The following is a 25,763-nucleotide window of genomic DNA, read 5'->3' as shown; positions in this document are numbered from 1 at the left end:
GCGCTAGTCCTCCACCAGCTTGAGCAGGCGGCGCTCGAGCGGGGACAGCACGCCGGCCAGTTCGTGCCCGCGCTTGAGAACCTGGCCCGCTTCGCCATAGAGCGCCCACATGCCCTGGCGTCCGCGCAGAGCGGGACGCTTTTCGATGCGGGCAGTGGGCCGCTCGGCCGTGCGCCGAAAGGCGGAGAAACTGGCCGCTTCCTTGCCGAAATCCATCGCATAGTCGCGCCACAGCCCCGCCGCCACCATGCGGCCATAAAGATCGAGGATGCGCAGCAGTTCCAGCCGGTCGAACGCCACCTGGGCCGCCGCGCGCATGGCCGGCATCAGCGGCACCACATTCCCCGGCGCGTCGCCCGGTCCGTTGACGGGCGCGCTCAGGGCGTCACCGTGCGCTGGGCCAGCAGCGCTGCCACTTGTGCCTTGAGCGCCGCCACTTCAGCCTCCAGCACGGCGATCCGCGCCGCATCGGCGGCCGAAAGCGGCTCTGCAACCGGCTCCGCGCAGGGCGTGCCATAAGGCAGGAAATCGCGCAGCCAATCGGCCATCGGCACGTCGGTGGGGCGCGATTTCCAGCCAACCATCGTGGTGCCCGGCGCCACGTCTTCGGTAACCACAGCATTGGCACCCACGCGCGCGCCGATGCCGACGGTGATCGGCCCCAGGATCTGCGCGCCAGACCCCACGATCACGCCATCGGCCAGGGTGGGATGCCGCTTGCCGGCAACGCCATTGGTCGGGTTCGTGCCACCCAGGGTGACGCATTGGTAGATCGTGACATCGTCACCGATCTGCGCGGTTTCCCCGATCACGGAAAAGCCGTGGTCGATGAACAGCCGCCGGCCGATCGTGGCGCCGGGATGGATGTCGATCCCGGTCAGAAAGCGCGAGACGTGATTGACCAGCCGCGCCAGGAAAAACATCCGCCCTTCAAACAGCCAGTGCGCCACGCGGTGCAGCGCCACGGCCCAAAGACCGGGGTAGAGCAGGATTTCCCAGCGCGAACGCGGCGCCGGATCGCGGGCGCGAATGGAATCGAGATAGGCGATCAGGCCGGAAAGCATCATGCCACGTTCCTCATCGCGCCACCATCGGTCAATCCTCAACCTTGTCCGGGCCCTGCACCTGGGCCAAGGCATCGCGCACCAGCGCGGTGGTGACCGGTGCCTTGCGCTCCAGGCTGAGGCGGTCGATGGTTTCGACCACGGTCTGCGCGGCGGCATGGCTGCGCTCGATCCGGGGCAGCAGGAACGCCAACGCCGCATCGCCCAGCGCCAGGCCGCGCCGTGCCGCATGCTCTTCAAGCAGTTGGACCAGCAGCTCTTCATCGGGCGGCGGAATGGTCAGGGCCATCGACCCGCCCAGGCGCGAAGCCAGATCGGGCAGTTTGACCCGCCATTGGCCCGGCCCGGCATCGTTGACCAGCAGCAGCGGCCGGCCGCTGGCCTGGGCGCGGTTCCAGGCATGGAACACATCGTCTTCGGGCAGGCGATCGGCGCCATCGAGCGCATCGCCCAGCCCGGAACTTTCGAACCAGCGGGCCAGCAGGCTTTTGCCCGAGCGCGCCGGGCCGGAAAGGATGCAGCTGCGATAAGGCCAGTCATGGGCCGCAACCAGGCCATCGATCACCGGCTGCAACGAGGGGCCAACCACGATGTTTTCGGCCCCGTGGACAGGGGAAAGAGGAAGGGCAATCTGGCTTGTCATGGGTGGCATATAGGAACACGGGAACGTGAAGGGAACGGCAAGACCACCGCGATCCTGCGCTTTGGGGGCCGAATCTGGGGGCTACCCTGTGGATCGCGGGATCTTGGGCGGGGATAACCGCCTATTTGCGGATCGATAGCGCGTTGGCGCCCTGGGTGACTTTCCACCCTTGCGCGCGCAGGCCGGCGGCCAAACCTTCCAGATCGCCAGCAAACGTGACGCGCAGGACCGATGTGCCGCCGATCGCCACGCTGGTGGTCGCCGCGCCCTGGACGCCGGCCACGCCGCGCACGGCGGCAAGCCCGGCATCGAGTGCGGCGCCATCGGCCGTCGCCACCTGCACGGTGAAGGTGGCAGGCGCGCCGGCGCCTGGCGCCGCCGCGGGAGCGCCGGGCACGGGCACGCCGGCCACCGGCGCGGCGCCGGGCGTGGCCTGGCGCACCGGGCCCAGCGAATCGAGAATCTGGTTGATCAGCTTGGGATCGAGCTGGGGCGCCATGTTGAGCGAAGGATCGGGCGCCAGTGCCCCTTGTTGCAGGGCCTGGGTGTAAAGCGCGTCCAGGCGATGCACGGCATCGGCCAGCATCTGCGGCAACTGGTCATCGCTGGGCGCGGTCAATTCGAACTGGCCGATAAAGCGGTTGTCGGGCCCATGGCGCGCGGTGAACGTGCCGTGGATCGGCCCGCCGGGAAATTCCCGCGTCAGCCGCGCGATCGGCATGATCACGTCGGCCGCGCCGAATTCATCCAGCACCAGGCGCCACCAGTTGCGGCTGCGGCGGGTGAGTTGGCCTTCGGTCAGCAGCAGCGAATCGGCGCCGCCACCGTTAGGGCGCACATAGTCGATCGCGCTTTCGCCGGTGTGGAATTCGGCCCAGGCGCGCTGCCAGGGCGTGCGCGTTTCATAGACCGAGGCGACGCCGCCTTCGTAAAGCACGGGAATGATCAGCAAGGGCGCGGAGCGCGCGACCTGGCCATGCATGCCAAGATATCCACCGGTGCGGGCGCGATCAAACGTGACGCCCAGCCGCGCGATATAGCGATGCGGGCCGATCTGCTCCTGCTCCACCACGACGGCGGCAACCATGCCGTCCAGTGTCGCGGGATCGAGCGCGGGCGCCTCTCCGCCGCCCAGGCCATTGGTTTTCCAAAGTTTCTGCCAGGCCAGCTTTTCGGCTTCCTGCCATCCCTTGGCGCGGGCATCGGCGGCGGAGGTGCCCTGCACGTTCACCGCGATCCCGCTCACTTCGAAATCGCCGGTGCTGGCAATGGGCGCGATGCCGCGATCGCCCGCGATCTGCGCCACGATCTGCGGCCCGACCAGAACGGCGAGGGCGGCCGTCGCGGCACCGGCGGCGCCCAGCGTCAACCATGAGCGAGACAGGCGGGGCGGGAAAGACAGGCGCAGAACGGCCAAGGGAACTCCGGACAAAGGGTGCCGGGCGCTTTTGCCCAAAGGCAAGTGGAAATCCAAGTCGGAAACGGCTAGGCGCCGATCATCATGGCCAACGACACTTCCAAGCCCCAGAGCTATTCCTACGAACAGGCAGGCGTCAACATCGCCGCCGGCAACGCCTTGGTAAAGGCCATCGGCCCGCTTGCCAAAGCCACCGCACGCCCCGGCGCCGACGCTGAACTGGGCGGATTCGGCGGCTTTTTCGATCTCAAGGCGGCGGGATACAAAGACCCGCTGCTGGTGGCCGGCAACGATGGCGTGGGCACCAAGGTCAAGCTGGCGATCGATCATGACCGCCACGATGCGATCGGCATCGATCTTGTCGCCATGTGCGTCAACGACCTGATCGTGCAGGGCGCCGAACCGCTGTTCTTCCTGGATTATTTCGCCACCGGCCGGCTGGACAACGGCGTTGCGGAGCGAGTCGTGGCCGGCATTGCCGATGGTTGCAAGCTGGCGGGCTGCGCGCTGATCGGCGGAGAAACCGCTGAAATGCCGGGCATGTATGCCGATGGCGACTATGACCTTGCCGGTTTCTGCGTGGGCGCGGTGGAGCGCGGCGAGCAACTGACCGGTGACAAGGTGGCGGCCGGCAACGTGCTGCTCGGCCTCGCCTCGTCGGGCGTGCATTCCAACGGCTATTCGCTGGTGCGGCGCCTGGCCGCCGACAAGGGCTGGAAGCTGGATCGTCCCGCCCTGTTCGACAACGAACGCCTGCTGATCGACGTGCTGATCGAGCCGACGCGCATCTACGTCAAGACGCTGCTGCCGTTCATCCGTTCGGGCCGGATCAACGCCCTGGCCCACATCACCGGCGGCGGCCTGCTGGAAAACGTGCCCCGCGTGCTGCCCAAGGGCCTGCATGCGCGGATCGATGCCGATGCCTGGGAACAGCCGCGCCTAATGGCATTCCTGCAGGCGCAGGGCCATATCGAGCCGGGCGAAATGGCGCGCACCTTCAACTGCGGCATCGGCATGGTGCTGGCGGTGGAAGCGGGTGAAGCGGAAAGCCTGGCCGCCGATCTGGCCGCGGCGGGCGAAACCGTGTTTACCATCGGCACCGTGGTGGAAGGCGACAAGGGCTGCACCGTGTTCGGCAGCGCCGAAGCCTGGTCTGCCCGCGAGCCGTGGGAAGCGGTGCATATCGGTTGAGGCGTTGGGCCTTGGGGTTTGGGGGCTTCGACAAGCTCAGCCCGAGCGGGGGTGGATAAGGTGGGGCTATTCCCCCAACTTCCGTTCGCCCTGAGCCTGTCGAAGGGCCAAGTTCCCACGTAGCGTGCCAAGGATTGAACAAAGTGGCCAAGGCAAAGGTAGCGGTCTTCATTTCGGGCAGCGGCACCAACATGGCCGCCCTGCTCTATGCCAGCCGCGCCGCAGACTGCCCTTACGAGATCGCGCTGGTGCTTTCCAACGATCCGGCAGCCAAGGGGTTGGCCCTGGCCGCGGCCGAAGGCGTGCCCACCTTTGCCCTGCCGCACAAGGGCGTGCCCCGTGCCGAGCACGACGCGCTGATGGAAGCGCAAGTCGTGGCGGCGGGCGCGCGCTATATCGCGCTGGCCGGCTACATGCGCATCCTTTCCCCCGAATTCGTGGCGCGGTGGGATGGGCGCATGCTCAACATCCACCCCTCGCTGCTGCCGCTCTACAAGGGGCTGCACACCCACGAACGCGCGATTGCCGCCGGGGACAGCCACGGTGGCTGCACCGTGCACCTGGTCACCCCCGAGCTGGACGATGGGCCGATCCTGGGGCAGACGCGCGTGGCGATCCTGCCGGGCGACACGCCCGAAACCCTGGCCGCGCGCGTGCTGTTTGCCGAACACCAGCTCTATTCGCGCTGCCTGGAACAGCTTGTCAGCCTCGAAACCAGCGCTGACTGGCTGGCGCAGCAAGTGCGCGAACGCGCCATGGCCCTGCCCGAGGCCGACGAAGTTTCGAGCCATGGCATGGCCTGCTTTGGCGTGATCAAGGGCAAGAAGTTCGCCTATGTCAGCGGCAACCATCATGGCGATGGGCGCGTGGCCCTGCTGGTCAAGATCAGCGGCGTGGAAGAACAGGCGCAACTGATCGAGAACGACCCCGCGCGGTTTTATCGCCCCGCCTATTTCGGCGATGGCTGGATCGCCATCCGGCTCGATCAAGGCGACGTGGACTGGGACGACATCGCCGCCTGGCTGCAGCGCAGCTGGGCCGCCGTCGCGCCGCGCCGCCTCGCCGCGATGCTGGAGTTCTAAGCACCATGGCCGCCGATCCGATGCGCCGCGTCTATCTGCACGTGGGACTGCAATCGTTTGTTGAATCGAGCGGCGGGCTGTTCATCGCCGGCTTCCTGGTGGCGCAGGGCTTTTCCCATGGCATGGCGCTGGCCGCCTTTGCCGGCACGCTGCTCGCGCGCTTTGCCCTGCGTGGGCTGGTCCTGCCGCTGGCCTGGCGCGCGGGTTTGCGCACCGTGGTGTTGATCGGCGTGCTGGTGCGGGCGGTGAGCTTCCTGCTGCTGCCTTTCGTGCCGGGCGCCGGGCCCGTGCCCGCGGCAGGAATGCTGGCTCTGTTCATCGTGGTCACCGGGCTGGGCAGCGTGCTCTATTGGACCGGCTGGCACAGCTTTGTTTCCGCGCTCGCCGATGGTGCGCGGGGTGGGCGGCAGGTTTCGATCCAGCAGGCAACTACCGCGGTGGTGGGCATCGTTGCACCGCTGGTGGGCGGGCTGCTCATCGCCCGCGCCGGCCCGCTAACCGGCTTTGGCGCGATCGCGCTGGTGCAACTGGCGGCCGTGCTGCCGTTGATCGGCGCGCCCAATCCGGGTGTAGCGCGCGAGGCCACGCTGAACCGGCCGCTGACGGTCTTTGCCCGGCGGCTCTATCTGTCCGAAGGGTTTCATGCCGGCTGCGCCACGGTGATCTGGAACCTGGCGCTGTTTGTTACCCTGGGTGAGCATTTCGACGCTTTTGGCGGGGCGATAGCCGTGGCCGGCGTGGCCGCGGCGGCAGGCAGCCTGCTGATCGGCCACCTGATCGATGGCGGGCGGCCGCTGCATTCGCTCGCGCTGGCCTATGGCGCGGCGATCCTGGCACTCGCGGCCAAGGCCCTGGCCTTTGCCACGCCGCTCGCCGCCGTGGGCGCGACGGCGTTGGGCGCATTGGTCACCCCGATGGCGGCCACCGCCATGCTTGCCCCGCTCTATGCCATGGCGCGCGCATCGTCGTGCACGCTGCGCTTCAACATGGCCACCGAAGGCGGGTGGGACCTGGGCTGTTCGCTCGCCTGCCTGATCGCGGCCGGCCTGCTCGAAGCGGGCGCCGGCTTTCAAGTGCCGATCCTGCTCGGCCTCCTGGCCGTGGCGGCGATCTGGCGCATGCTGGCATTGTGGTATGGCCGCCAAGGACTTGCGGCCTAGACAAACCGGCGCGGGGGTGGGACGAAGCCCGCCGTGACCATTTATCACTGGATCTTCCTGGCCTTGGCCACCCTGGCCGAAGCGGCCACGCTCTTGCGGGTGGTGCTGCGGCCGCACCGCGATCCGGCCTCGCGCCTGGCCTGGCTGGTGGTGGTCATGGTGCTGCCCGGCCTGGGCATTCCCGCCTATATCCTGTGGGGCGATACCCGCCTGATCCGCCGCCGAAGGCTGCATGGCCTGGCCGTGGAAGCCGCCCTGCCGCGCCCGCCGGCCGATCCGGCCGGGCCGGCCACCGTTGCGGCCACCCCGTGGCAACCATCCTTTGCCCTGGCCGCGGCGGTCAACGGGCTTTCCGCCACCACCGGCAACAGCGCCACGCTGGCGGCCGACAATCGCGCCGCAATTGCCGGGATGATCGCCGATATCGATGCCGCACAGGCAAGCGTGCACGTGTGCTTCTATATCTGGCTGGACGATGACAGCGGCGCCGCCCTGGCACAGGCGCTGATCCGCGCCGGCCAGCGCGGCGTGGCGGTGCGCGTGCTGGCCGATGCCCTGGGTTCGCGACGCTTCCTGCGCTCGGCCCATTGGCAAGCCATGCGCAGCGCGGGTGTGGACGCGCGCGAGGCACTGCCAGTGGGCAACCTCGCCTGGACCCTGATCCGTGGGCGGGTGGACTTGCGCAACCACCGCAAGGCGCTGATCGTGGACAACGCCATCGCCTGGTGCGGCAGCCAGAACGCCGCCGATCCCGAATTTCGCATCAAGCCGCGCTTTGCCCCCTGGGTTGACGTGATGACCCGCTGGGAAGGCCCGATCGCGCGGCAGTGGCAGTTCCTGTTTGCCGCAGACTGGATGGCCGAAGGAGGCGACGATCTGTTTGCCCTGCTCGCAGCCCCCCTGCCCCCTGGCGCGGACGGGATCGTGGCCCAGGCCATCGGCACGGGGCCGACCGTGGCCTATGGCGCGATGAACGCCTGCTTTGCCGCGCTGATCCATGCCGCGCGGCGCAGCCTGACGATCACCACGCCCTATTTCGTGCCGGGCGAACAAGTGCTGTCTGCCCTGGTCAGCGCCGGCCGGCGCGGCGTGGCCGTGACGCTGATCGTGCCGCGCCGCAATGATAGCCGCTTCGTGGCCGCGGCCAGCCGCAGTTCCTACCCCTCGTTGCTGGAAGCGGGCGTCGCGATCTTTGAGTTCGAGCCCGGCTTACTCCACGCCAAGACCATGGTGGCCGATGACAGTGCCGGCATCATTGGCTCGGCCAACCTGGACCGGCGCAGTTTCGAGCTGAATTTCGAAAACAACATCCTGTTCGCCGATGCCGACCTCGCCCGCGCCCTGGCCGCGCGGCAACGCGAATGGCTGGCACAGAGCAGAGCGATCACCCCGGACATGGCGGCGCGCACGCCGCTGGTCAAACGGCTGTGGCGCAACCTGCTGGCGATGATGAGCCCGCTGCTGTGACAACAAAAAACCTCCCGACCCAACGGCGGGAGGTTTTTTGCTTGGGGTCCTGCCCCCTCCATCACCGCGGCGCGGCGGTCCCACTCCCTCTTTGCGAGGGGGAGAATCGGCTGGTTAGCCGACGATTTCTTCGGGCTTGAAGAAGAACGCGATTTCGATCGCGGCGTTTTCTTCCGAGTCCGAGCCGTGGACGGTGTTGGCTTCGATCGATTCGGCCAGTTCCTTGCGGATCGTGCCGGCATCGGCATTGGCCGGGTTGGTGGCGCCCATGATGTCGCGGTTGCGCTTCACGGCGTCTTCGCCTTCCAGAACCTGGACGACCACGGGGCCGCTGGTCATGAACGAGACCAGGTCACCGAAGAACGGGCGTTCGCGGTGCACGCCATAGAAGCCTTCGGCCTGTTCCTGGGTCATCTGGATGCGCTTGGACGCGACGACGCGCAGGCCGGCTTCTTCCAGCATCTTGGTGACCGCGCCGGTCAGGTTGCGGCGGGTGGCATCGGGCTTGATGATCGAAAAGGTGCGGGTAACCGCCATGGTTGCATTCCTTGCAAAGGTGGGCGTTGCTTTGGGCGCGCCCCTAGCCGGAATGGGCTGCATCCGCAAGGCGCGGGGCAAAACTTACGGTCCTTCGCGCCACTTGCCGCCATCCTGGCGCCAATACTTGCGTTCTACCCCCTCGCGCGTGCCCAGCAGGCGCCAGGTGGCGCGCGCTTCGTCGATGCGGTCGGGCGGGAACAGCAGGAACACGCGCGCCGCTTCGCTCTCGCGCCAGCCGCCATCGGCCAGCGCCACGAACTGCGCGCCATTGGCCGGCTCCACCGCCGTGGAGAGCAGGATCGGCTGGCGCGCATCGTGCGCGCCCCCGGCGCGGCCATTGGCCAGGAACGTATCGGGCAGACGCGTCCACAACGCCTCGCCGATGCGCTCGAGTTGCGCATCGTCTTCCGAAACCACGAGCAGCCGCTCCCCCGCGCCCAGCGTGTTGCGCGCGATCAGCGGCACGACCAGTTCGGCCGGATCGCGGGACAACTGGTAGAAATCGACGCGCATGGGTTGATCCTTTGAGGCCGTGCTTGGTTCCGCACCACCCCCAACCCTCTCCTCTGAAAAGGAGGGGGCTTTCAGGCAGTTGCTCTCCCCCTCCTCTTCAGAGGAGGGGGTTGGGGGGTGGTGGACGCTTGGCGCTCCCCCGGCAGCGGTCGGAACAATACTTCACATTGTCCCAGTCCCGCTCCCATTTCTTGCGCCAGGTGAACGGCAGGCCGCATGCGGCGCAGGTCTTGCTTGGCAGGTCAGACTTGCGCCGCATCCTGGGCATGGGTTCAGGCTTCCAGCACGTCGCGCACGTAGCGGTCGAGCAGGCGCACGCCAAAGCCGGTGGCGCCCTTGTCGTGCGTGGCGCCGGCCTTGTCGATCCACACCGTGCCGGCGATGTCGAGGTGCGCCCAGGCCACGCCCTTGTCGATGAAGCGCGCGAGGAACTGCGCCGCCGTGATCGACCCGCCATAACGCGGCCCCACGTTCTTCATGTCGGCAATCGGGCTGTCGATCAGCTTGTCATAGGCCGGGCCGATCGGCATGCGCCACAGCGTGTCGCCACAGGCTTTGCCCGCGGCATCGAGCTGGCTTGCCAGCAGATCGTCGTTGGCAAACATCCCGGCGTGCTCGTGACCCAGCGAAATGATGATCGCGCCGGTCAGGGTCGCCAGGTCCACGATCGTGGCCGGCTGGTATTCCTTCTGCACCCAGGTCAGCGCATCGCACAGCACCAGGCGGCCTTCGGCGTCGGTGTTGATCACTTCGATCGTCTGGCCGTTCATGCTGGTGACCACGTCACCGGGGCGCTGGGCATTGCCGTCGGGCATGTTTTCCACCAGGCCGCACACGCCGATCACGTCGGCCTCTGCCTTGCGCCGTGCCAGGGTGAGCATGGTGCCGGCAACGGCAGCTGCCCCGCCCATGTCCCACTTCATGTCTTCCATCCCGGCGGCGGGCTTGATGCTGATCCCGCCGGTGTCAAAGCACACGCCTTTGCCGACAAACGCGGTGGGACGGGCACCGGCCTTGCCCTTCCAGCGCATGGCGAGCAGGCGCGGCGTCTTGACCGAGCCCTGCGCCACGCCCAGCAGCGCGCCCATGCCCAGCTCGGCCATCTGCTTTTCATCGAGCACGACGATTTCCACGCCGGTGCCGGCCAGGCGCTCCTGGCAGCGGGCGACGAAGCTTTCGGGATAGATCACGTTGGCCGGCTCGGTGACCAGCTCGCGGGTGAATTCCACCCCTTCGGCCACGGCGCTTTCGATGTCCCACACGCTTTCCGTGCCTTCCGGCGCGGACAGCGCCACGATCGTCTTGAGCGAGGGCTTCTGCTCGTCCTTCAGGCGGGTGCGATAGACCAGGTACTGCCACGAGCGCAGCCGCGCGGCGAGCAGCACGGCGGCCGCGTCCTGGGCCGAAAGGCCGCTGTCGGCAAAGTCGATCGCCAGCGCTTCCTCGCCCGACGTGAGGTACTTGGCGACGAGCGCCCCGGCTGCCCGTTCGAGCGCGGCGCGGCGGCCTGCGGCCGACAGGTCACCCGCCCCGGCAAAGGCCAGGCGTGCCAGACCGGCCTGGCCGGCGACGAAAGCTTCGAACGTCTGGCCAGGCTTGCCGGCAAAGCGCGCGGCGGCGGCGGCCTCTGCTACCAGGGCGGGCGTGCCTTCGGGCAGCGGCCCCTCGCCCACGATCCGCCCCACCAGGCGCGGCAGATCGGTTCGGCTGGGGGCAAATACGATGTTCATCATCAAACTCCTGTCCGAAAGCGGCAACAGGTTGCCCGCAAGGGAAACCCGGCTGCAATTGTGGGTTTGCAGTTAAGACCGACCAATGCGATAGGCAACCGCATGTCCCCCGCTAAGCCGCTTTCCGCCCCCTTCCTTGCTCGAAATCGGCGCCATTTTTCCCGTTGCCTGCCGCTTGGCAGCGCCCGCAGTGCCTTGCTGGCCGGGGCCATGGGGCTTGGCGCAAGCGTTTGGGCTTTGCCGGCGCAGGCGCAAGATGCCCCTGCGGGCACGCCGCCAGCCGCCGCGCCTGGCGCCGGTACCGGCACGGGGACAGCGGCCGATACCGCCCAAAGCGATGAAGTGCGGTTCGAGGCAGACAAGCTGCAATATGCCAGCGATCCCGACGTGGTGACCGCGACCGGCAATGTCGTGCTGCGGCGCGACGAGCAGACCGTGCGCGCCGACGCCGTGACGTGGAACCGCAAGACCGGCAAGATCGAGGCGCAGGGCAATATTCGCGCCGTCGATGAAGGCGGCAACGTGCTTTACACCGACAAGGTGGAGCTGACCGACGAGTTGAAAGCCGGCGCCATGCAGGACCTGCTGGTGGTGCTGCGCGAAGGCGGGCGCCTGGCCGCGCGCGAGGGCACGCGCGACGGCAATGGCAACCTCACCTTGCACGACGCAGCGTTTTCGGGCTGCGCGGTGGAAAACGAGGAAGGCTGCCCCAAGAAGCCGAGCTGGGAAGTCACCGCCGTCAAGGTGACGTGGAACGAGAAGACCAAGAAGGTGCGCTATTCCGGCGCGACCCTGCGTGTGTTCGGCATTCCGCTGCTGCCCCTGCCGGGCCTTGCGCATACCAGCGATTTCCGCGCCGAAACCGGCCTGCTGATCCCCGATATCCGCTCCACCGCCGCCAACGGGGTGGAATTTGCCGACACTTTCTATTGGCGCATCGCCGATAACAAGGACCTGTCGGTGACCGGCCATGTCTATACCGGCGCCTTGCCGATGCTGTCGGGCACCTATCGCCAGTTGACCGGGATCGGGGCGTTCCAGATCACCGGCTATCTCACGCGGTCCTCGGCCATTCCGGTCTATTCGGCGATCGACGCAGGTTCGGGCGTGGGCACCAGCCAATGGCGCGGCTACCTGGAAGCCAATGGCAAGCTGCAGTTCGACGAGAACTGGAGCCTGACCGCCTATGGCCGCTATGCCAGCGACCGCACGTTCCTGCGCCGCTATGACATCAGCCGCGATGACCGGCTGCGTTCCTCGATCAACCTTGAGCGCATTGGCGACGACAGCTATTTCAGCCTGGCCGGCTGGGCGGTGCAGACGCTGCGCGTGGGCGACGAGCAGGGCCAGGTACCGATCGCGCTGCCCGCGCTCGACTGGCGCTATCGCATCGCCACGCCGGGCATCGGCGGCCATCTGGAACTGGAAGCCAATACCCTGGCGATCAGCCGGTCCGCCGGCCAGGATACCCAGCGCGCCTTTGCCCGCGCGCAGTGGGACCTGCGCACGATCACCCGCATGGGCCAGGAAGTGACGTTTACCGCGCTGGTGCGCGGCGATGTCTATCACAGCGATGCCAATGCCCTGACCACGGTGGACCTTTACCGCGGCGTGGCCGGGTGGCAGGCGCGCGGCATCGCAACGGCCGCGATCGACGTGAAATGGCCGTTGGTGGGCGCCCTGTTCGGCGGCAGCCAGGTGCTGACCCCGCGCGTGCAACTGGTGGCCACGCCCCATGTGCGCAACACCTCGATCCCCAACGAGGATTCGCGCGCGGCAGACCTTGACGAATCCAACCTGTTCTCGCTCAACCGGTTCAACGGCTATGACCGCTATGAAGACGGCGTGCGCGTGACCTATGGCTTTGACTGGCAGCTGACCCGGCCGGGCTGGCGCATTTCATCGACCGTTGGGCAAAGCTATCGCCTGTCGGAAGAGCAGAGCCTGCTGCCGCCGGGCACCGGCCTGTCAGATCGCCTGTCCGATATCGTGGGCCGCACCGACCTGCGCATCAAGGACATCATCCAGTTCACGCATCGCTATCGCCTGGACAAGGACAACTTCGTCCTGCGCCGCAACGAGATCGACGCAACGATCGGCGATCATCGCACCTATGCCGAAATCGGCTATCTGCGGCTGAACCGTAACATTCCGATCACGTTCGAGGATCTGCGCGATCGCGAAGAACTGCGCGCTGCCGCGCGCGTGGGCTTTGCCCATTACTTCTCGGTCTTCGCCTCGGGCGTGGTCAACCTCACCACCAAGGCCGACGATCCGACTTATGGATCGGACGGGTTCCAGATGCTGCGCCACCGCGTGGGCGTTGCCTATACCGACGATTGCTTCGACCTGTCGGTGACGTGGAAGCGCGATTACGTGACGACGGGTGACGCCACGGCCGGCAACTCGTTCCTGTTCAGCGTTTCGCTGCGCGGGCTGGGTTCGCGCTGAGGTTGCAGCGCTAGGTTGCTACCGCCCCCAACCCCTCCTCCGAAGAGGAGGGGACTTTTATGTCAGCACCAGCAAACGCCTCAACGGCGCGCGTTGTATTCCAGCTGGGCGGCGCTGAGCTGGAAGCCGATGAGATGCTCGAACGTGGCCGAGGCGATAGCCTTCTTCACTTCGGGCAGCGAGAGCGGATCGACGGCGGCATCGGCCTCGCCCGCGCGGCGCTTGCGCGACAGGCGGCGGCGCACGTCGTCGGGCAGGCTGGCAGCGGCGCGATCGACACTGGCCGCGGCCTTGGCGTGGCCCGTGGCGCGGTCCTGGCCATCGGCAAAGTCCAGGGCCACGGTGCCCAGGCGCTTGGCCACCACGGCCGTGCCGCCGCGCATCACCACCGAGAAATAGGGCAGTTCGACATGGCGGGCGCCGCGCGTGTCGGTGCGGCGGGCGAGGACGTCGAACGTGGCCTCGCTGTTCACCGGATCGGTGCCTTCCGCGCAGGTGGAACGCAAGTTGGTGATCGAGGCGACCAGGTCGATACCCTGCGAATCGGTGCGGCCGGGCGCGCTGAACAGCGTGACGTCGCCCGTCATTTCCGGGATTTCCACCAGCGGGCAGGCCGTGCGCAGCGCCGTCACGCCGACGCCATCTTCCACCACCAGTTCGCCCTTGTTCTTGGCGCAGCCGGCCAGGGCAGCTGCCAGCACAGTGGTGCCGATCACGGCCTTGGCAAGCGAGAGACGGCGGCTCTTGGCGATCATCAGGGCAACTTCCTTAGGCGCGAACACGGGCGGCAGGGGACGCCGCCCGATCGAATACAGCGCTCTCCTCTACCCAGCCCATGCCGCTTGGGCAATGGCGCTGCCCGGACGGCCTTCATGTTTTCCGGGATGTTTTAAACGCAGGCTTGTTTTACGAGAGCGTCTGGCGCTGCTAAGGGCATGGCCATGAACTCCACCTTTCCGGAATCCGCCACCAGCACCCCGCAGCCCGATACGGGCCTGCCGCCGCTGCATCTCCTGATCGCTGCACCGCGCGGCTTCTGCGCCGGGGTGGACCGCGCCATCGAGATCGTGGAACGCGCGATCGACCGCTATGGCGCGCCGGTCTATGTTCGCCATGAAATCGTGCACAACCGCTTCGTGGTCGACAGCCTCAAGGCCAAGGGCGCGGTGTTCGTGGAGGAACTGGACGAAGTGCCCGATGGCAAGCCGGTGGTATTTTCCGCCCATGGCGTGCCCAAGGTGGTGCCCGTGGCCGCGACCGAGCGCGGCCTGGACTGGCTGGATGCCACCTGCCCGCTGGTGAGCAAGGTGCATCGCCAGGCCGAACGCAAGGTGGAAGCGGGGCGGCACATCCTCTTCGTGGGCCATCGCGGCCATCCCGAAGTGATCGGCACGATGGGCCAGGTGCCCGAAGGCGCCATGACCCTGGTGGAAACGGTGGACGACGTGGCCAAGCTGGACATCCCCGCCGACAAGCCGCTGGCGTTCCTGACGCAGACCACCCTTTCGGTGGACGACACCGCCGAGATCGTCGCCGCGCTCAAGGCCCGGTTCCCCAGCATCGTGGGCCCGCGCGCCGAAGACATCTGCTATGCCACGTCCAATCGCCAGGCCGCGGTCAAGGCGATCGCGCCGCGCTGCCAGCTGGTGCTGGTGATCGGCGCACCCAACAGTTCCAATTCGCTGCGCCTGGTCGAAGTGGCGGAGCGCGAAGGCGCCAACGCCCGGCTGATCCAGCGCGCGAGCGAGATCGATCCAGCCTGGCTGGAGGGGGTGGAAACCCTCGGGCTGACGGCGGGCGCCTCTGCCCCCGAAGTTCTGGTGCGCGAAGTGGTCGCCCGGCTGGGCGAATGGCGCCAGGTGGCCGAAGAGCCGATCACCACGGCTGAAGAGCACATGGTGTTCAAGCTGCCCCGCCAACTGATCGGCTGAAAGACCTGACCCATGGCTGTCTATACCCACCTCGGCGCGGAGGACATGGCCGCGCTGCTCGCGCCCTATCACCTGGGTGACCTGGTTTCCGCCAAGGGCATTGCCGAAGGCGTATCGAACAGCAACTGGCTGATCGAGACGGCCGACACCGCCACGCCCGGGGGCACCACGCGCTACATCCTCACGATGTATGAATTCCGCATCGAGATTGCCGACCTGCCCTATTTCCTCGGCCTGCTCGATCATCTGGCGGCCAAGGGTTGTCCCGTGCCGCGATCGATCCATGATGGCGCAGGCAATCTCTATCGCGTGGTCGAAACGCCGCGGGGGGATCGCGCGCTGGCGCTGATCGAATTCCTGCCCGGTGTTTCGCTGGGTGAGCCGACCGCCGGCCAGGCCCGCGCGGTGGGCGCAGCGCTGGCCAGCCTGCACGATGCCGCCGCCGATTATCCCGCCACCCGCGCCAATGGCATGGGGCTGGCCGAATGGCAGCGCCTGGCCGATGCCTGCGGGCCCGAAGGGTTGGCCAGCATCGATCCGGCGCTGGCGCAGACAGTGGCCGATCATCTGCCGCGCCTGGCCGCGCAATGGCCCACCGGCCTGCCCAGCGGCGTGATCCACGCCGATCTGTTTCCCGACAACGTGCTGATGCAGGGCGAAACGGTCACCGGGCTGATCGACTTCTACTTCGCCTGCAACGACGTGATCGCCTATGATCTGGCGGTGACGCATGCGGCGTGGTGCTTTGACGCGAGCGGCGAGACGTTCCGCCCCGATCTTTCGGCGGCGCTGCTCGATGGCTATGCCAGCGTGCGGACGCTGTCCGCCCAGGAACGGGCGGCCCTGCCGCTCCTGGCGCAAGGGGCGGCCATGCGCTTTGCCATGAGCCGCGCCTATGACTGGCTCAACACGCCGGCCGATGCCCTGGTGACGCGCAAGGATCCCATGGCCTTTGCCCGGCGGCTGCACTTCTATGCCGATCCGGCCAATTCGGGCGTGTTTGCAGCATGAAGCACGTGGCGATCTTCACCGACGGCGCCTGCAAGGGCAATCCCGGCAAGGGTGGCTGGGGCGCGTTGCTGCGCATGGGCGAGCACGAGAAGGAACTGGTCGGTTCCGAGCGCGAGACGACCAACAACCGCATGGAAATGATGGCCGCGATCCGCGCGCTGGAAGCGCTGACGCAGCCCTGCCAGGTGACCTTGCACACCGACAGCAAGTATGTGCTCGACGGCATCACCAAGTGGATCTTCGGCTGGCAGAAGCGCGGCTGGAAAACCGCCGACAACAAGCCGGTCAAGAACGAAGACCTGTGGCGCGCGCTGGTCGCAGCGGCACGCCCGCACAAGATCGAGTGGGTCTGGGTCAAGGGGCACGATGGCCATCCCGAAAACGAGCGGGTGGACAAGCTGGCAAGCGACGCCGCCCGCGCGGCGTGACGCACACTGGGGGCTGATCCGTTTCGGGACACCAACGGCGCTGCGGCCAGACAGCGGCGTGCTTTGGCGCGGCGCGGCATCATGGTAAACACCTGGTTGATGGCTCGGCTCCGGCCTGGCCGCAACCGGGGGATTTGCCGTGATTCGCCATGCCACTGTTCGCCTGGGGTTGGCCTGTGCCGGATTGGCCGCGCTGGCAGCGCCGGCCCTCGCGCGGCACGCCGAAGCCCCGGCACCGCCGGTGCAACCCGTACCCTTGCCACCCATGATGGTTCCCTATGGCCAGGCGCCCGCGCCCTGCACGGCGTCGGGTGAACCGGATCGGCACGGCTGGCCCCCGGCGTGCAGCAATGCGCCGATCGCCACCTATCCAGCGCCGGGCTATCCCGCCGCGCCCTACTACCAGGGACAGGTGCCGGTCTATAGCGGCGCGTGGACGGCGCCGCCGGGCTATTACGTGGCGGGCGTGGTGATGGTGCCCGTGCCGGTGGGCAACGCGGCGTGCCAGCCCTGCGGCGAAACCCGCACGGTCACGACCACGCGCACCGTCGATGTGCCGATGCGCCAATGGCGCCGCGTGCCACCGCGCCACCCCCCGCTGCACGACAAGCGGGTGAAGGAAAAGCGCATCAAGGAATAGGCGGCCAGCGCCAACCCTGCGGCATTGTTAACCCTGCCGGATAACCATCTGCCAATAGCCGCCGGCGGCCGGCCGTGTGTCAGGCCTGGGCCATGGCCAGCCGCCCCGGGGCATAGCGTGCCGGGTCCAGCGCCGCAGTCATGCCGTCGGCCGGTTGGCCCAGCAAGAGTTGCGCCCCCAGCCTTGCCGCGGCGGGCGCGGTCTGGATGCCAAAGCCGCCCTGCCCGGCAAACCAGAAGAAGCCGGGCACATGCGGATCGAAGCCATAGACCGGCGCGCGATCGGGCGCGAAGCTGCGCAAGCCCGCCCAGCGCCGCTCCACTGCCGCGATGTGCCAATCGACCACCCGTTCCAGCCGGTCGATCGCCAGGGCCACGTCGATTTCCTCGGGCGCCACATCGTGCGCCACGTCGGGCGTTTCATCGTGGGGGGACAGCCACAGGCGATCACCCGCCGGCTTGAAGTAAAAGTCTCCGGCGAGGCCGAAGGTAAGCGGCAGGGTGGTGGGCACCGGCGGATCGACGCGCAACTGCGTGATGGTGCGGCGCAACGGGGCAATGCCCAGCGGCGCTGCCCCCGCCAGGCGCGCCACATCATCGGCCCAGGCGCCGGCGGCGTTGGCCACCAGCCCCGCGCGGGCCGCGCCCTCGCGCCCACCTGCGTTCCATGCGATGCGCCAGCCGGCGCCCTCACGCATCAGGGCGTCGACCCGCGCGCGCAACCGCACGACGCTGCCGGTGCGGCGTGCCATCGCCAGGTAATGCTGGTGCAGGCCCGCCACATCGATATCGGCGCAACCCGGCTGCCACGCCGCCACGCACCAGTCGGGGCGCAGGCCCGGCACCAGATCGACCATGCCGGCGCGCGCCATCAGTTCGACCCGCGCGCCCAGCGCGGAATATTCCGCGACGAAGCCTTCCAGCGCGACGCGATCGCTGGCCCGGCCGATCACCAGCGAGCCGCGCGGCTGCAGGAAGCCATTGTCCGCGAGGTAGTTACCCGAGGCGAGCGTCAGCGGCACCACGGCTGGCCCGCCATAGACTTCGTCCCAGAACGCGGCGGACCGGCCGGTGGTGTGATAGCCGGGCGTGTCTTCCGCCTCCACCAGCAGGACGCGCGCATGGGCGCCGCATTCCGCCGCCAGGCTGGCCCCGGCCATGCCAGCGCCGATGATCGCGATGTCGAATTCGTCCATGCTCGCGCCTTGCCACTGCTTCATTCGCCCGAAGTCATCGGTTTGACCGGGCCGGCGCTTCCCGTTCCAGGAATTCGTCGATCGTGGCAAGCACCCGATCGCGCACCGCGTCGCTTTCCCGCAGCAATTCATGGCGGCCTTCCCGCCCCCAGGCGGCCAGTTGCGCATGGGGCAAACGCCGCGCGGCGCGGGCGATCGCGCCCCATGAAACCAGCGCATCATGGCGCGTGGCCAGCAACAGCACCGGGCCTTTCACCGCTTCCATCACGCCCGGCGAATCGAGCAGGTCGAACGATTCGCTGGCCTTCTTCAACCAGCGCCAGCTGGCCGGCCCCAAGGCCAGCCACGGACGTTGCGCGCGCCACCACTGTTCGTCGGCATAGCGCGCGGCATCGTGGGTCAGCAGGTTGGCGCGCAACGCGGCACGGGCGCCGGGCTTTTCGCTGGTCTTCCACGCCGGGCGCGCGGGATCGCCCACGCGGTTCATCACCGCGGCATAGATTCGCTGCGCCCAGCGCGGCAGGACAGTGGCAAAGCCCAGCATCGGGGCACTCAACACCGTGGCGCAGGGATCGATTCGGCCCTCGGCCAGGGTGCGCAACACCAGGTGCCCGCCCATCGAATGTCCGACCACGACATGCGGCGCTGGGGTCTGCGCCCGCCACACTTGGTAAAGATGCGCCAGGTCATCCACCCAGACCGAGAAATCGGCGATGTCACCCACCGCCGGCCCCGGCGGCGGGCCGCCAGAGCCGGCCTGCCCGCGCCAGTCGGCAGCGGTTACGTACCAGCCCTTAGACGCCCAGTAATCGAACGTTTCCAAATACTTTTCATAAAAGTCACCACGCCCGGGCAAAAACAGGATCGATCCCCTGGGCGCCCCCTCGGTGCGTCGCCAGTCGATCCGGCGGATGGGCGTGCCATCGGCCGCCGCCCAGGTCGATTCGGCCACCCCAGCGGGGATCTCGCGCCCTCGGGATTCCTGCCAGACATGCTTAACCATTGCTTGCGACGCCTTGTTTCACGCCCGATCCCGCCGCTTGGCTTGGTTACCGTTTGGTAAGTGATTGTCCGGTATCCCCATCCCATCGAGGGGGATTTCCATGGTTTACGGATTGGCCGGAGTGTTGGCAATTGCGCTGCTGTTTGCAGCGTTCACCGATCTTCGGCGCAGACAGATCGACAACTGGCTCAACGCCGGCATCGCCGCGCTGGCGCCGGTCTACTGGTGGGCCTGCGGGCTGCACCTGTGGCCCGACGTGGCGCTGCAACTGGGCGTGGCGCTGGCCGCATTCGTCGTTCTGGCCGGGCTCTTTGCCCTGCGCATGATGGGCGGGGGAGACGTCAAGCTGCTCACCGCGCTCGCGCTGTGGCTGCGCCCGGTGCTGTTTGCCAAGCTGCTGCTGATCATGGCGCTGGTGGGCGGCGTGCTGACCATCGCCATGGGCGTGTGGCACGTGACGCGCCGCCGCAAGGACCACCTCAAGATCCCCTATGGCGTGGCGATCGCCACGGCGGGGCTGTGTGTCCTTGGCACCACATATGGCGCGGCGCTTCAGGCCGTGGCGGCTGGCTAAGGCCAATCTTAACCAATTTGTCGGATGGCTACGGGCTATTCTGTAAGGGCGGGATAAACTGGCGATGGACAAGAGAAAGCTGATGCTGCTGGTGGGGGCGCTGATCGTTGCGGTCGGCACGGCCCTGGCCGCCCGAAGCATGATGGGTGGCGGTGGCTCGCCCCAGGCGATTGCCGCAGCCAAGGTGGAGATGGGCTCCAAGGTGCTGGTGGCGCAACGCGCCCTGCCCGTGGGCACGATCATCACCGCCGACTCCATCGGGTTCAAGGCCTGGCCCAAGGAAATGGTGCAGGACGCCTATTTCCTGGAAGGCGAGGCCGACATGCAGAAGATGCTCGGCACCGTGGTGCGCAATCCGATCACCGCCGGCGAACCGATCACGCAGGGTTCTCTGGTGGCGCCGGGCGACCGTGGCTTCCTCGCCGCCGCGCTTGGGCCGGGCATGCGTGCCGTCACCATTCCGGTTTCCGCCCGCACCGGCGTCGCCGGCTTCGTGTTCCCCGGCGACCATATCGACCTGGTGCTGACGCAGACCGTCAAGGGCAACGACCCGCAGCCGCTCAAGGCCTCCGAAACCATCATCCGCAACTTGCGCGTGCTCGCCACCGACCAGTCTGCCACGCAGGAGCAGGTCGAAGGCAAGACCAAGGTCAAGGCGTTCAGCACCGTGACCGTGGAAGTGACGCCCAAGATCGCCGAAAAGATCGCCGTGGCGCAGACCATCGGCACGCTCAGCCTCTCGCTGCGCTCGCTGGCCGACAATTCGGCCGAGCTGGAGCAGGCGATCGCCTCGGGCGATGTCAAGGTTCCGGCCGGCGCCACGCCGCAGGACGAGGAAAAGCTGCTGAAGCAGGCGCTGGCCCACCCGCTCGACGGCGGCACCAGCTTTGCCACCGGTGGCGATGTCTCGCGGTTCCAGCGCAAGTCCATGCCGCCGATGAACGGCGGCGCCAGCGCCGGGTTCACCGCCCCGCCCGCCCCGGCCCCGGCGGCCATGGCCGGCCCGGTGGCACCGATCCGTCCGCGTGGCCCGGTGGTCAACATCACCCGTGGCAAGGACACCGTGACCGTCAGCGTGGGAGCGCAGTGAGATGAGCACCGCTTTCTCCAACCGCCAGCCAGTTGCCAGCAAGGGCCAGAGCATGACGAACCGCATTTCCTCCGCGCTGCTCACCGCCATGGTCATGGCCACCCCGCTGGCGCTCGTGGCCGGCGTCCAGGCCGCCCATGCACAAAGCGTCACCAGCCCGGCGCGCTCGATCGCGGTGGGCCTGGGCCGGGGCGAACTCGTCACCCTGCCCTCGCGCATGGCCGATGTCTTTGTCGCCGATGACAAGATCGCCGACGTGCAGGTGAAATCCACCAACCAGCTCTATGTTTTCGGCAAGGGGCCGGGCGAAACCACGGTCTATGCCAGCAACGCCAAGGGCGACGTGATCTGGTCGGCCAACGTGCGCGTGGGCACCAATATCGACAGCGTGGACCAGATGCTGCACCTGGCCATGCCCGATGCCAAGATCCAGGCCGCCACGATGAACAGCACCGTGCTGCTCACCGGCACGGTGACCGCGCCCGAAGATGCCGCCGAGGCCGAACGCCTGGTGAAAGCCTTCGTTGGCGACAAGATGCAGGTGATCAGCCGCCTGAAGATGGCGACGCCGCTGCAGGTCATGCTGCAGGTGCGCATCGCCGAAGTGAGCCGCACGCTGACCCGCGCCATCGGCATGAACTGGGCAAGCGCCGACACCACCAGCGGGATGAAGTTCGGCATCGGCCAGGGCACGGCGGCCACGCAGTATGTGGCCGGTGGCCCGCTGATTACCGGCATGAACACCGCCCTCACCACCACCACCACGGTTTCGCCATCGGCCACCACCGGCACCCGCCTGACGCTCAACGGCAAGCTGTTCGGGCTGGATGTGCTGGGCGCGCTGGACCTGGGCGAAACGATCGGCCTGGCCAACACGCTGGCCGAACCGAACCTCACCGCGCTGTCGGGCGAAACCGCCGAGTTCCTGGCCGGCGGCGAATTCCCCATTCCCTTGTCGCAGGGCCTGGGCACCACCAGCATCGAATACAAGAAGTACGGTGTCAGCCTGGCCTATACGCCCACGGTGCTGGCCAATGGCCGGATTTCGCTGCGCGTGCGGCCCGAAGTGTCGGAACTGTCTTCCGATGGGTCGATCACCATCAGCGGCTATTCGATCCCGGGACTGAAGGTACGCCGCGCCGAAACCACGGTGGAGCTGGGTTCGGGCCAGAGCTTCATGATCGCCGGCCTGCTCAGCAATTCGGCGCAGAATACCATCACCAAGCTGCCCGGCGCCGGTGACCTGCCGATCCTGGGTTCGCTGTTCCGCTCCACCTCGTTCAAGAAGGGCGAGACCGAGCTGGTGATCGTGGTCACGCCGTTCCTGGTCAGCCCGGTGAACGACCCCAAGGACATCAAGCTGCCCACCGACGGCTTCCGCGCCGCCGATGCGCTGCAGCAGGTGCTGGGCAACCAGGAAAGCAAGCCGTCCAACGGCGAAACCCGGCCGATGCCCACCGAAAAGGAAGGCACCGTGCAGGCCACGCCGGCCTCGCCCAAGGTGGGTGACGCCAGCGGCGCGCAGGGCGGCAAGAACCGCCAGGCCAGCGCCGACGTCAAGCCGGGCTTCAGCCTGTGAGCGCCGCCCCGAATGCCTTCGTGACCCTTTTCGAGACTGGGAACCACGCCATGTCCACTCCTCGCAATCGCGCTGCCCGTCTGGCTCTTGCCGCCGCGTTGACCACGGCCCTGGCCGGCTGCGTCGGCGGCCAGCCCAGCAATGCCTCGCTTTACAGCGTCCACCAGCCGGTGGTGGAGCGTTCGAGCTATACGCTCGACATCAACACCCTGCCCGGCGGCGGCGTGCCGGTGAGCGAGCAGCGGCGCCTCGCCGGCTGGTTCGAATCGCTTGACCTTGGCTATGGCGACAAAGTGGCGCTGGATGATCCGGAAGGGGCCCCGGCCACGCGCGATGCAGTGCAGGCGGTGCTTTCCGCACACGGCCTGATGCTGGCCGATACCGCGCCGGTCACGGCTGGAAACCTGGCGCCCGGCACGGCGCGCCTGGTGATCCTGCGCACCACCGCCTCGGTGCCGGGCTGCCCGGATTGGTCTACCCACAACGATGGCAACGGGCGCAACGCGACCTCGACCAACTATGGCTGCGCGGTCAATTCCAACATCGCGGCAATGGTCGCCAACAAGGAAGACCTCGTCCACGGCCAGACCGGCGATGGACGCACCACGGTGATGAGCTCGAACAAGGCAATCCAGGCCTATCGCGAAACCGCGCCCAGCGGCGGTGGCGGTTCGACGGTCAAGAAGGTCAACACGTCCAACTCGGGGAGCAATTGACATGACCGCACCCTGGAAATCCGGCAACCGCGACATCTTTGCCGCCTTCCTGTGCGACGACGCCGCGCTCGACGTGGTGCGCGCCGTGGCGGCCGACATGGGCTGGGCGCCGGAAAAGTGCGCGCGCGGCGGCCTGCGCAATGCCGTGCAATCGCTCTCGATCACCGCCAGCCCGGCGATCCTGATGGTCGATCTGTCGGAAAGCGGCGATCCGCTCAATGATATCAATGCCCTGGCCGAAGTGTGCGAGCCGGGCACGGTCGTCATTGCGGTTGGCCAGGTCAACGATGTGCGGCTCTATCGCGATCTGGTTGCCTCGGGCATCCAGGATTACCTGCTCAAGCCGCTGTCGGTAGGGCAAGTGCGCGACGCGCTGAGCCAGGCGCAAGCCATCTTCAACGCCCCCAAGAACCAGGATGGCGGCGCCACCAAGCGCCATGTCACCACCGCCGTGGTGGGCACGCGCGGCGGGGTCGGCGCATCGACGCTGGCCACTTCGCTCGCCTGGTCGTTCAGCACCGATTTCAAGCGCTCAACCGCGCTGCTGGATCTGGACGTCCATTTCGGCACCGGCGCGCTGACGCTCGATCTGGAGCCGGGCCGTGGCCTGACCGACGCGATCGACAACCCCAGCCGCATCGACGGGCTGTTCATCGAGCGTGCGATGATCCGCGCCAACGATCACCTGGCGATCCTTTCGGCCGAAGCGCCGGTCACCGCGCCGCTGATGACCGATGGCAGCGCCTTCGTGCAGTTGCAGGAAGAATTCCGCCACGCGTTCGAAATGACCGTGATCGACATGCCGCGCAACATGCTGATCAATTTCCCGCACCTGCTGTCTGATGTGAACGCGGTGGTGCTCGCCACCGAACTCACCCTGGCCGGTGCGCGCGATGCCATCCGCCTGCTTGCCTGGCTCAAGGCCAATGCCAGCCACGCCCATATCCACGTGGTCGCCAACAAGGTGCAGCAGGGGGTGGGCGAAATCAGCCGTGCCGATTTCGAATCCTCGATCGAGCGCAAGCTGGGCTACATCGTGCCTTTCGACGCCAAGGCCGCGGCCAACGCGGCCAAGCTTGGGCAAACCTTCCTGGGCGCCAATCGCACGGCCAAGGCCGCGCTGGCGATCAAGGACGTGGCCCAGGCCATTGCCCGGCTTTCCGATGACAGCGACGATGCCGTGGCCAAGCCCAAGGCCAAGAGCGCCTCGCTACTGGGCAAGTTCGATCTCAAGAAGATGCTGCCCAACGCCAAGCCCGGCAAGGCCAAGGCCGGCGCCCCGGCCTGACGCCATGGCGCCCTGATCCCACGTCCACCCCAGCCCCGCTTTCCTTCCAACCAGGCAGATCCTTCGATGCTCACACCCCAGCTGATCGTCATCCTTGGCGGGATCACCCTGGTGGTTCTGCTTGGGCTAGCGGCCTTTTCCGGCCCCAATGCGGCCAAGGAAAGCGCGCGGCGCCTGCAGCAGGTGCGCTTTCGGCATTCCGACAGCGCGGTGGACAAGGTGGAGGCGCAGTATCGCAAGGCGATCGCCTCGCGCACGCCGCGAAGCTATCGTGTTGCCGGCTCCGCCTCGCGCATCGAAGCGCTGGCGCTGCGCCTGCACCGCACCGGCAAAGGCTGGACGCTCTCGCAATACCTCTATGCCTCGCTCGGCCTGGGTCTGGGCGTGGCGGCGCTGATCTTCCTCAAGTCCGGCTCTCTGCTGCTGGCGGTGCCCGCCGGTTTGCTGGTGGGCGCCGGCATTCCTCACTGGGTGGTGGGCCGCGCGATCAACAAGCGTGCCAATGCCTTTGTCGTGCGCTTTCCCGATGCGCTGGAACTGCTGGTGCGTGGCCTGCGCTCGGGCCTGCCGATCACCGAAACCCTGCAAGTGGTGGCCAGCGAATTGCCCGGCCCCGTGGGCGAAGAATTCAAGCTGGTGACCGACCGCATCAAGGTGGGCAAGACCATGGAGGAAGCGCTCCAGGACACCGCCGACCGCCTCGACATGGCCGAGTTCAGCTTTTTCTGCATCACCCTGGCGATCCAGCGCGAGACCGGCGGCAACCTGGCCGAAACGCTGGCCAATCTGGCCGACGTGCTGCGCAAGCGCGCGCAGATGAAGCTCAAGATCAAGGCGATGAGTTCGGAATCCAAGGCATCGGCCTATATCGTCGGTGCCCTGCCGTTCATCGTCTTCGGCCTGATCTATTGGATCAACCCCACCTACATGGGCAAGTTCTTCGTGGACGAGCGACTGATCATCGCGGGCCTTGGCGGCCTGTGCTGGCTGGGCCTTGGCGCGTTCATCATGGCCAAGATGGTCAGCTTCGAAATCTGAGCGGAAAGAGCA

General features: G+C 67.3%; 26 protein-coding genes. 15 read left to right on the top strand and 11 right to left on the bottom strand.

The annotated features are described in order from the left end of the window. Positions 1–3: 3 nt before the first annotated feature. The 4 genes from FHW94_RS02265 to FHW94_RS02250 all read right to left on the bottom strand — a co-directional run bounded on the left by FHW94_RS02265 (position 4) and on the right by FHW94_RS02250 (position 3,124). Positions 4–327, bottom strand: a complete 324-nt coding sequence (locus FHW94_RS02265; RefSeq protein ID WP_168555412.1) for a DUF2794 domain-containing protein — start codon at positions 325–327, stop codon at positions 4–6. Between the two features lie 50 nt (positions 328–377). Further along, positions 378–1,064, bottom strand: a complete 687-nt coding sequence (gene epsC, locus FHW94_RS02260; RefSeq protein WP_168555411.1) for a serine O-acetyltransferase EpsC — start codon at positions 1,062–1,064, stop codon at positions 378–380. A gap of 31 nt (positions 1,065–1,095) precedes the next feature. Beyond that, a complete protein-coding gene (locus tag FHW94_RS02255; protein WP_168554153.1) occupies positions 1,096–1,707 on the bottom strand; it encodes an ATPase in 612 nt (203 codons plus the stop codon). Positions 1,708–1,828: 121 nt separating this feature from the next. Beyond that, positions 1,829–3,124, bottom strand: coding sequence for a heavy-metal-associated domain-containing protein (locus FHW94_RS02250; RefSeq protein ID WP_246865852.1), 1,296 nt, complete (start codon positions 3,122–3,124; stop codon positions 1,829–1,831). An 84-nt stretch (positions 3,125–3,208) separates the two neighbouring features. Here FHW94_RS02250 and purM point away from each other — a divergent pair, with 84 nt between their 5' ends. The 4 genes from purM to cls all read left to right on the top strand — a co-directional run bounded on the left by purM (position 3,209) and on the right by cls (position 8,024). Continuing rightward, positions 3,209–4,315, top strand: a complete 1,107-nt coding sequence (purM, locus tag FHW94_RS02245) for a phosphoribosylformylglycinamidine cyclo-ligase (RefSeq protein ID WP_168554152.1) — start codon at positions 3,209–3,211, stop codon at positions 4,313–4,315. Positions 4,316–4,458: 143 nt separating this feature from the next. Further along, the gene (gene purN / locus FHW94_RS02240) at positions 4,459–5,397 is read left to right on the top strand and encodes a phosphoribosylglycinamide formyltransferase (RefSeq protein ID WP_168554151.1); all 939 of its coding nucleotides are present in this window, start codon (positions 4,459–4,461) and stop codon (positions 5,395–5,397) included. Positions 5,398–5,402: 5 nt separating this feature from the next. Then, on the top strand, positions 5,403–6,557 hold the full coding sequence (locus tag FHW94_RS02235) for an MFS transporter (RefSeq protein WP_168554150.1): 1,155 nt from the start codon (positions 5,403–5,405) through the stop codon (positions 6,555–6,557). Positions 6,558–6,590: 33 nt separating this feature from the next. After that, the gene (gene cls, locus FHW94_RS02230) at positions 6,591–8,024 is read left to right on the top strand and encodes a cardiolipin synthase (RefSeq protein WP_210425442.1); all 1,434 of its coding nucleotides are present in this window, start codon (positions 6,591–6,593) and stop codon (positions 8,022–8,024) included. A 114-nt stretch (positions 8,025–8,138) separates the two neighbouring features. Here cls and ndk read toward each other — a convergent pair whose 3' ends face one another. The 4 genes from ndk to FHW94_RS02210 form a co-directional block, all read right to left on the bottom strand. Beyond that, complete coding sequence (gene ndk, locus FHW94_RS02225; RefSeq protein WP_168554149.1) at positions 8,139–8,561, bottom strand: nucleoside-diphosphate kinase; 423 nt, start codon at positions 8,559–8,561, stop codon at positions 8,139–8,141. 84 nt (positions 8,562–8,645) lie between these two features. Further along, positions 8,646–9,077 carry a DNA polymerase III subunit chi gene (locus FHW94_RS02220; protein WP_168554148.1) on the bottom strand — a complete coding sequence of 144 codons (432 nt, stop codon included), beginning with the start codon at positions 9,075–9,077 and terminating at the stop codon, positions 8,646–8,648. A gap of 97 nt (positions 9,078–9,174) precedes the next feature. Further along, the gene (locus tag FHW94_RS02215; RefSeq protein ID WP_168554147.1) at positions 9,175–9,345 is read right to left on the bottom strand and encodes a DUF2256 domain-containing protein; all 171 of its coding nucleotides are present in this window, start codon (positions 9,343–9,345) and stop codon (positions 9,175–9,177) included. 4 nt (positions 9,346–9,349) lie between these two features. Continuing rightward, positions 9,350–10,807 carry a leucyl aminopeptidase gene (locus FHW94_RS02210; RefSeq protein WP_168555409.1) on the bottom strand — a complete coding sequence of 486 codons (1,458 nt, stop codon included), beginning with the start codon at positions 10,805–10,807 and terminating at the stop codon, positions 9,350–9,352. Positions 10,808–11,017: 210 nt separating this feature from the next. Here FHW94_RS02210 and lptD point away from each other — a divergent pair, with 210 nt between their 5' ends. Beyond that, entirely contained in the window at positions 11,018–13,258 is a 2,241-nt protein-coding gene (gene lptD / locus FHW94_RS02205) for an LPS assembly protein LptD (protein ID WP_246865851.1), read from the top strand. An 80-nt stretch (positions 13,259–13,338) separates the two neighbouring features. Here the strand turns inward: lptD and FHW94_RS02200 are convergent, their stop codons facing one another. Beyond that, positions 13,339–14,013, bottom strand: coding sequence for a hypothetical protein (locus FHW94_RS02200; RefSeq protein ID WP_168554145.1), 675 nt, complete (start codon positions 14,011–14,013; stop codon positions 13,339–13,341). A gap of 186 nt (positions 14,014–14,199) precedes the next feature. Between FHW94_RS02200 and ispH the strand changes: the two genes are divergently transcribed. From ispH to FHW94_RS02180, 4 genes are all read left to right on the top strand, one after another. Next, entirely contained in the window at positions 14,200–15,189 is a 990-nt protein-coding gene (ispH, locus tag FHW94_RS02195) for a 4-hydroxy-3-methylbut-2-enyl diphosphate reductase (protein ID WP_168554144.1), read from the top strand. A 12-nt stretch (positions 15,190–15,201) separates the two neighbouring features. Further along, positions 15,202–16,200 carry a homoserine kinase gene (gene thrB / locus FHW94_RS02190; protein ID WP_168554143.1) on the top strand — a complete coding sequence of 333 codons (999 nt, stop codon included), beginning with the start codon at positions 15,202–15,204 and terminating at the stop codon, positions 16,198–16,200. Next, a complete protein-coding gene (gene rnhA / locus FHW94_RS02185; protein WP_168554142.1) occupies positions 16,197–16,628 on the top strand; it encodes a ribonuclease HI in 432 nt (143 codons plus the stop codon). Before thrB ends, rnhA begins: the two co-directional genes overlap by 4 nt. A 139-nt stretch (positions 16,629–16,767) precedes the next feature. Then, on the top strand, positions 16,768–17,268 hold the full coding sequence (locus FHW94_RS02180) for a hypothetical protein (protein WP_168554141.1): 501 nt from the start codon (positions 16,768–16,770) through the stop codon (positions 17,266–17,268). A 79-nt stretch (positions 17,269–17,347) separates the two neighbouring features. On the opposite strand, the gene FHW94_RS02175 is transcribed toward FHW94_RS02180, so the two are convergent. Next, a complete protein-coding gene (locus FHW94_RS02175; RefSeq protein ID WP_168554140.1) occupies positions 17,348–18,463 on the bottom strand; it encodes an FAD-dependent oxidoreductase in 1,116 nt (371 codons plus the stop codon). 34 nt (positions 18,464–18,497) lie between these two features. Next, entirely contained in the window at positions 18,498–19,466 is a 969-nt protein-coding gene (locus tag FHW94_RS02170) for an alpha/beta hydrolase (protein WP_168554139.1), read from the bottom strand. Between the two features lie 100 nt (positions 19,467–19,566). Between FHW94_RS02170 and FHW94_RS02165 the strand changes: the two genes are divergently transcribed. The 6 genes from FHW94_RS02165 to FHW94_RS02140 all read left to right on the top strand — a co-directional run bounded on the left by FHW94_RS02165 (position 19,567) and on the right by FHW94_RS02140 (position 25,751). Next, positions 19,567–20,040: a prepilin peptidase gene (locus FHW94_RS02165; RefSeq protein ID WP_168554138.1), complete on the top strand. Its 474-nt coding sequence runs from the start codon at positions 19,567–19,569 to the stop codon at positions 20,038–20,040. 64 nt (positions 20,041–20,104) lie between these two features. Then, entirely contained in the window at positions 20,105–21,130 is a 1,026-nt protein-coding gene (cpaB, locus tag FHW94_RS02160) for a Flp pilus assembly protein CpaB (protein WP_168554137.1), read from the top strand. Position 21,131: 1 nt separating this feature from the next. Further along, positions 21,132–22,709 carry a type II and III secretion system protein family protein gene (locus tag FHW94_RS02155; protein WP_246865850.1) on the top strand — a complete coding sequence of 526 codons (1,578 nt, stop codon included), beginning with the start codon at positions 21,132–21,134 and terminating at the stop codon, positions 22,707–22,709. A 50-nt stretch (positions 22,710–22,759) separates the two neighbouring features. Beyond that, on the top strand, positions 22,760–23,425 hold the full coding sequence (locus FHW94_RS02150) for a CpaD family pilus assembly protein (protein ID WP_168554136.1): 666 nt from the start codon (positions 22,760–22,762) through the stop codon (positions 23,423–23,425). Position 23,426: 1 nt separating this feature from the next. Continuing rightward, positions 23,427–24,713, top strand: coding sequence for a pilus assembly protein CpaE (locus FHW94_RS02145; RefSeq protein ID WP_168554135.1), 1,287 nt, complete (start codon positions 23,427–23,429; stop codon positions 24,711–24,713). 66 nt (positions 24,714–24,779) lie between these two features. Then, a complete protein-coding gene (locus FHW94_RS02140) occupies positions 24,780–25,751 on the top strand; it encodes a type II secretion system F family protein (protein WP_168554134.1) in 972 nt (323 codons plus the stop codon). The last annotated feature ends 12 nt before the right edge of the window (positions 25,752–25,763 follow it).

The organism is Novosphingobium sp. SG720 (assembly GCF_012275365.1).
Classification (GTDB): domain Bacteria; phylum Pseudomonadota; class Alphaproteobacteria; order Sphingomonadales; family Sphingomonadaceae; genus Novosphingobium; species Novosphingobium rhizosphaerae.
Note: the sequence above shows the minus strand (reverse complement) of the source record. Positions and strands in the feature narration are given on the sequence as shown.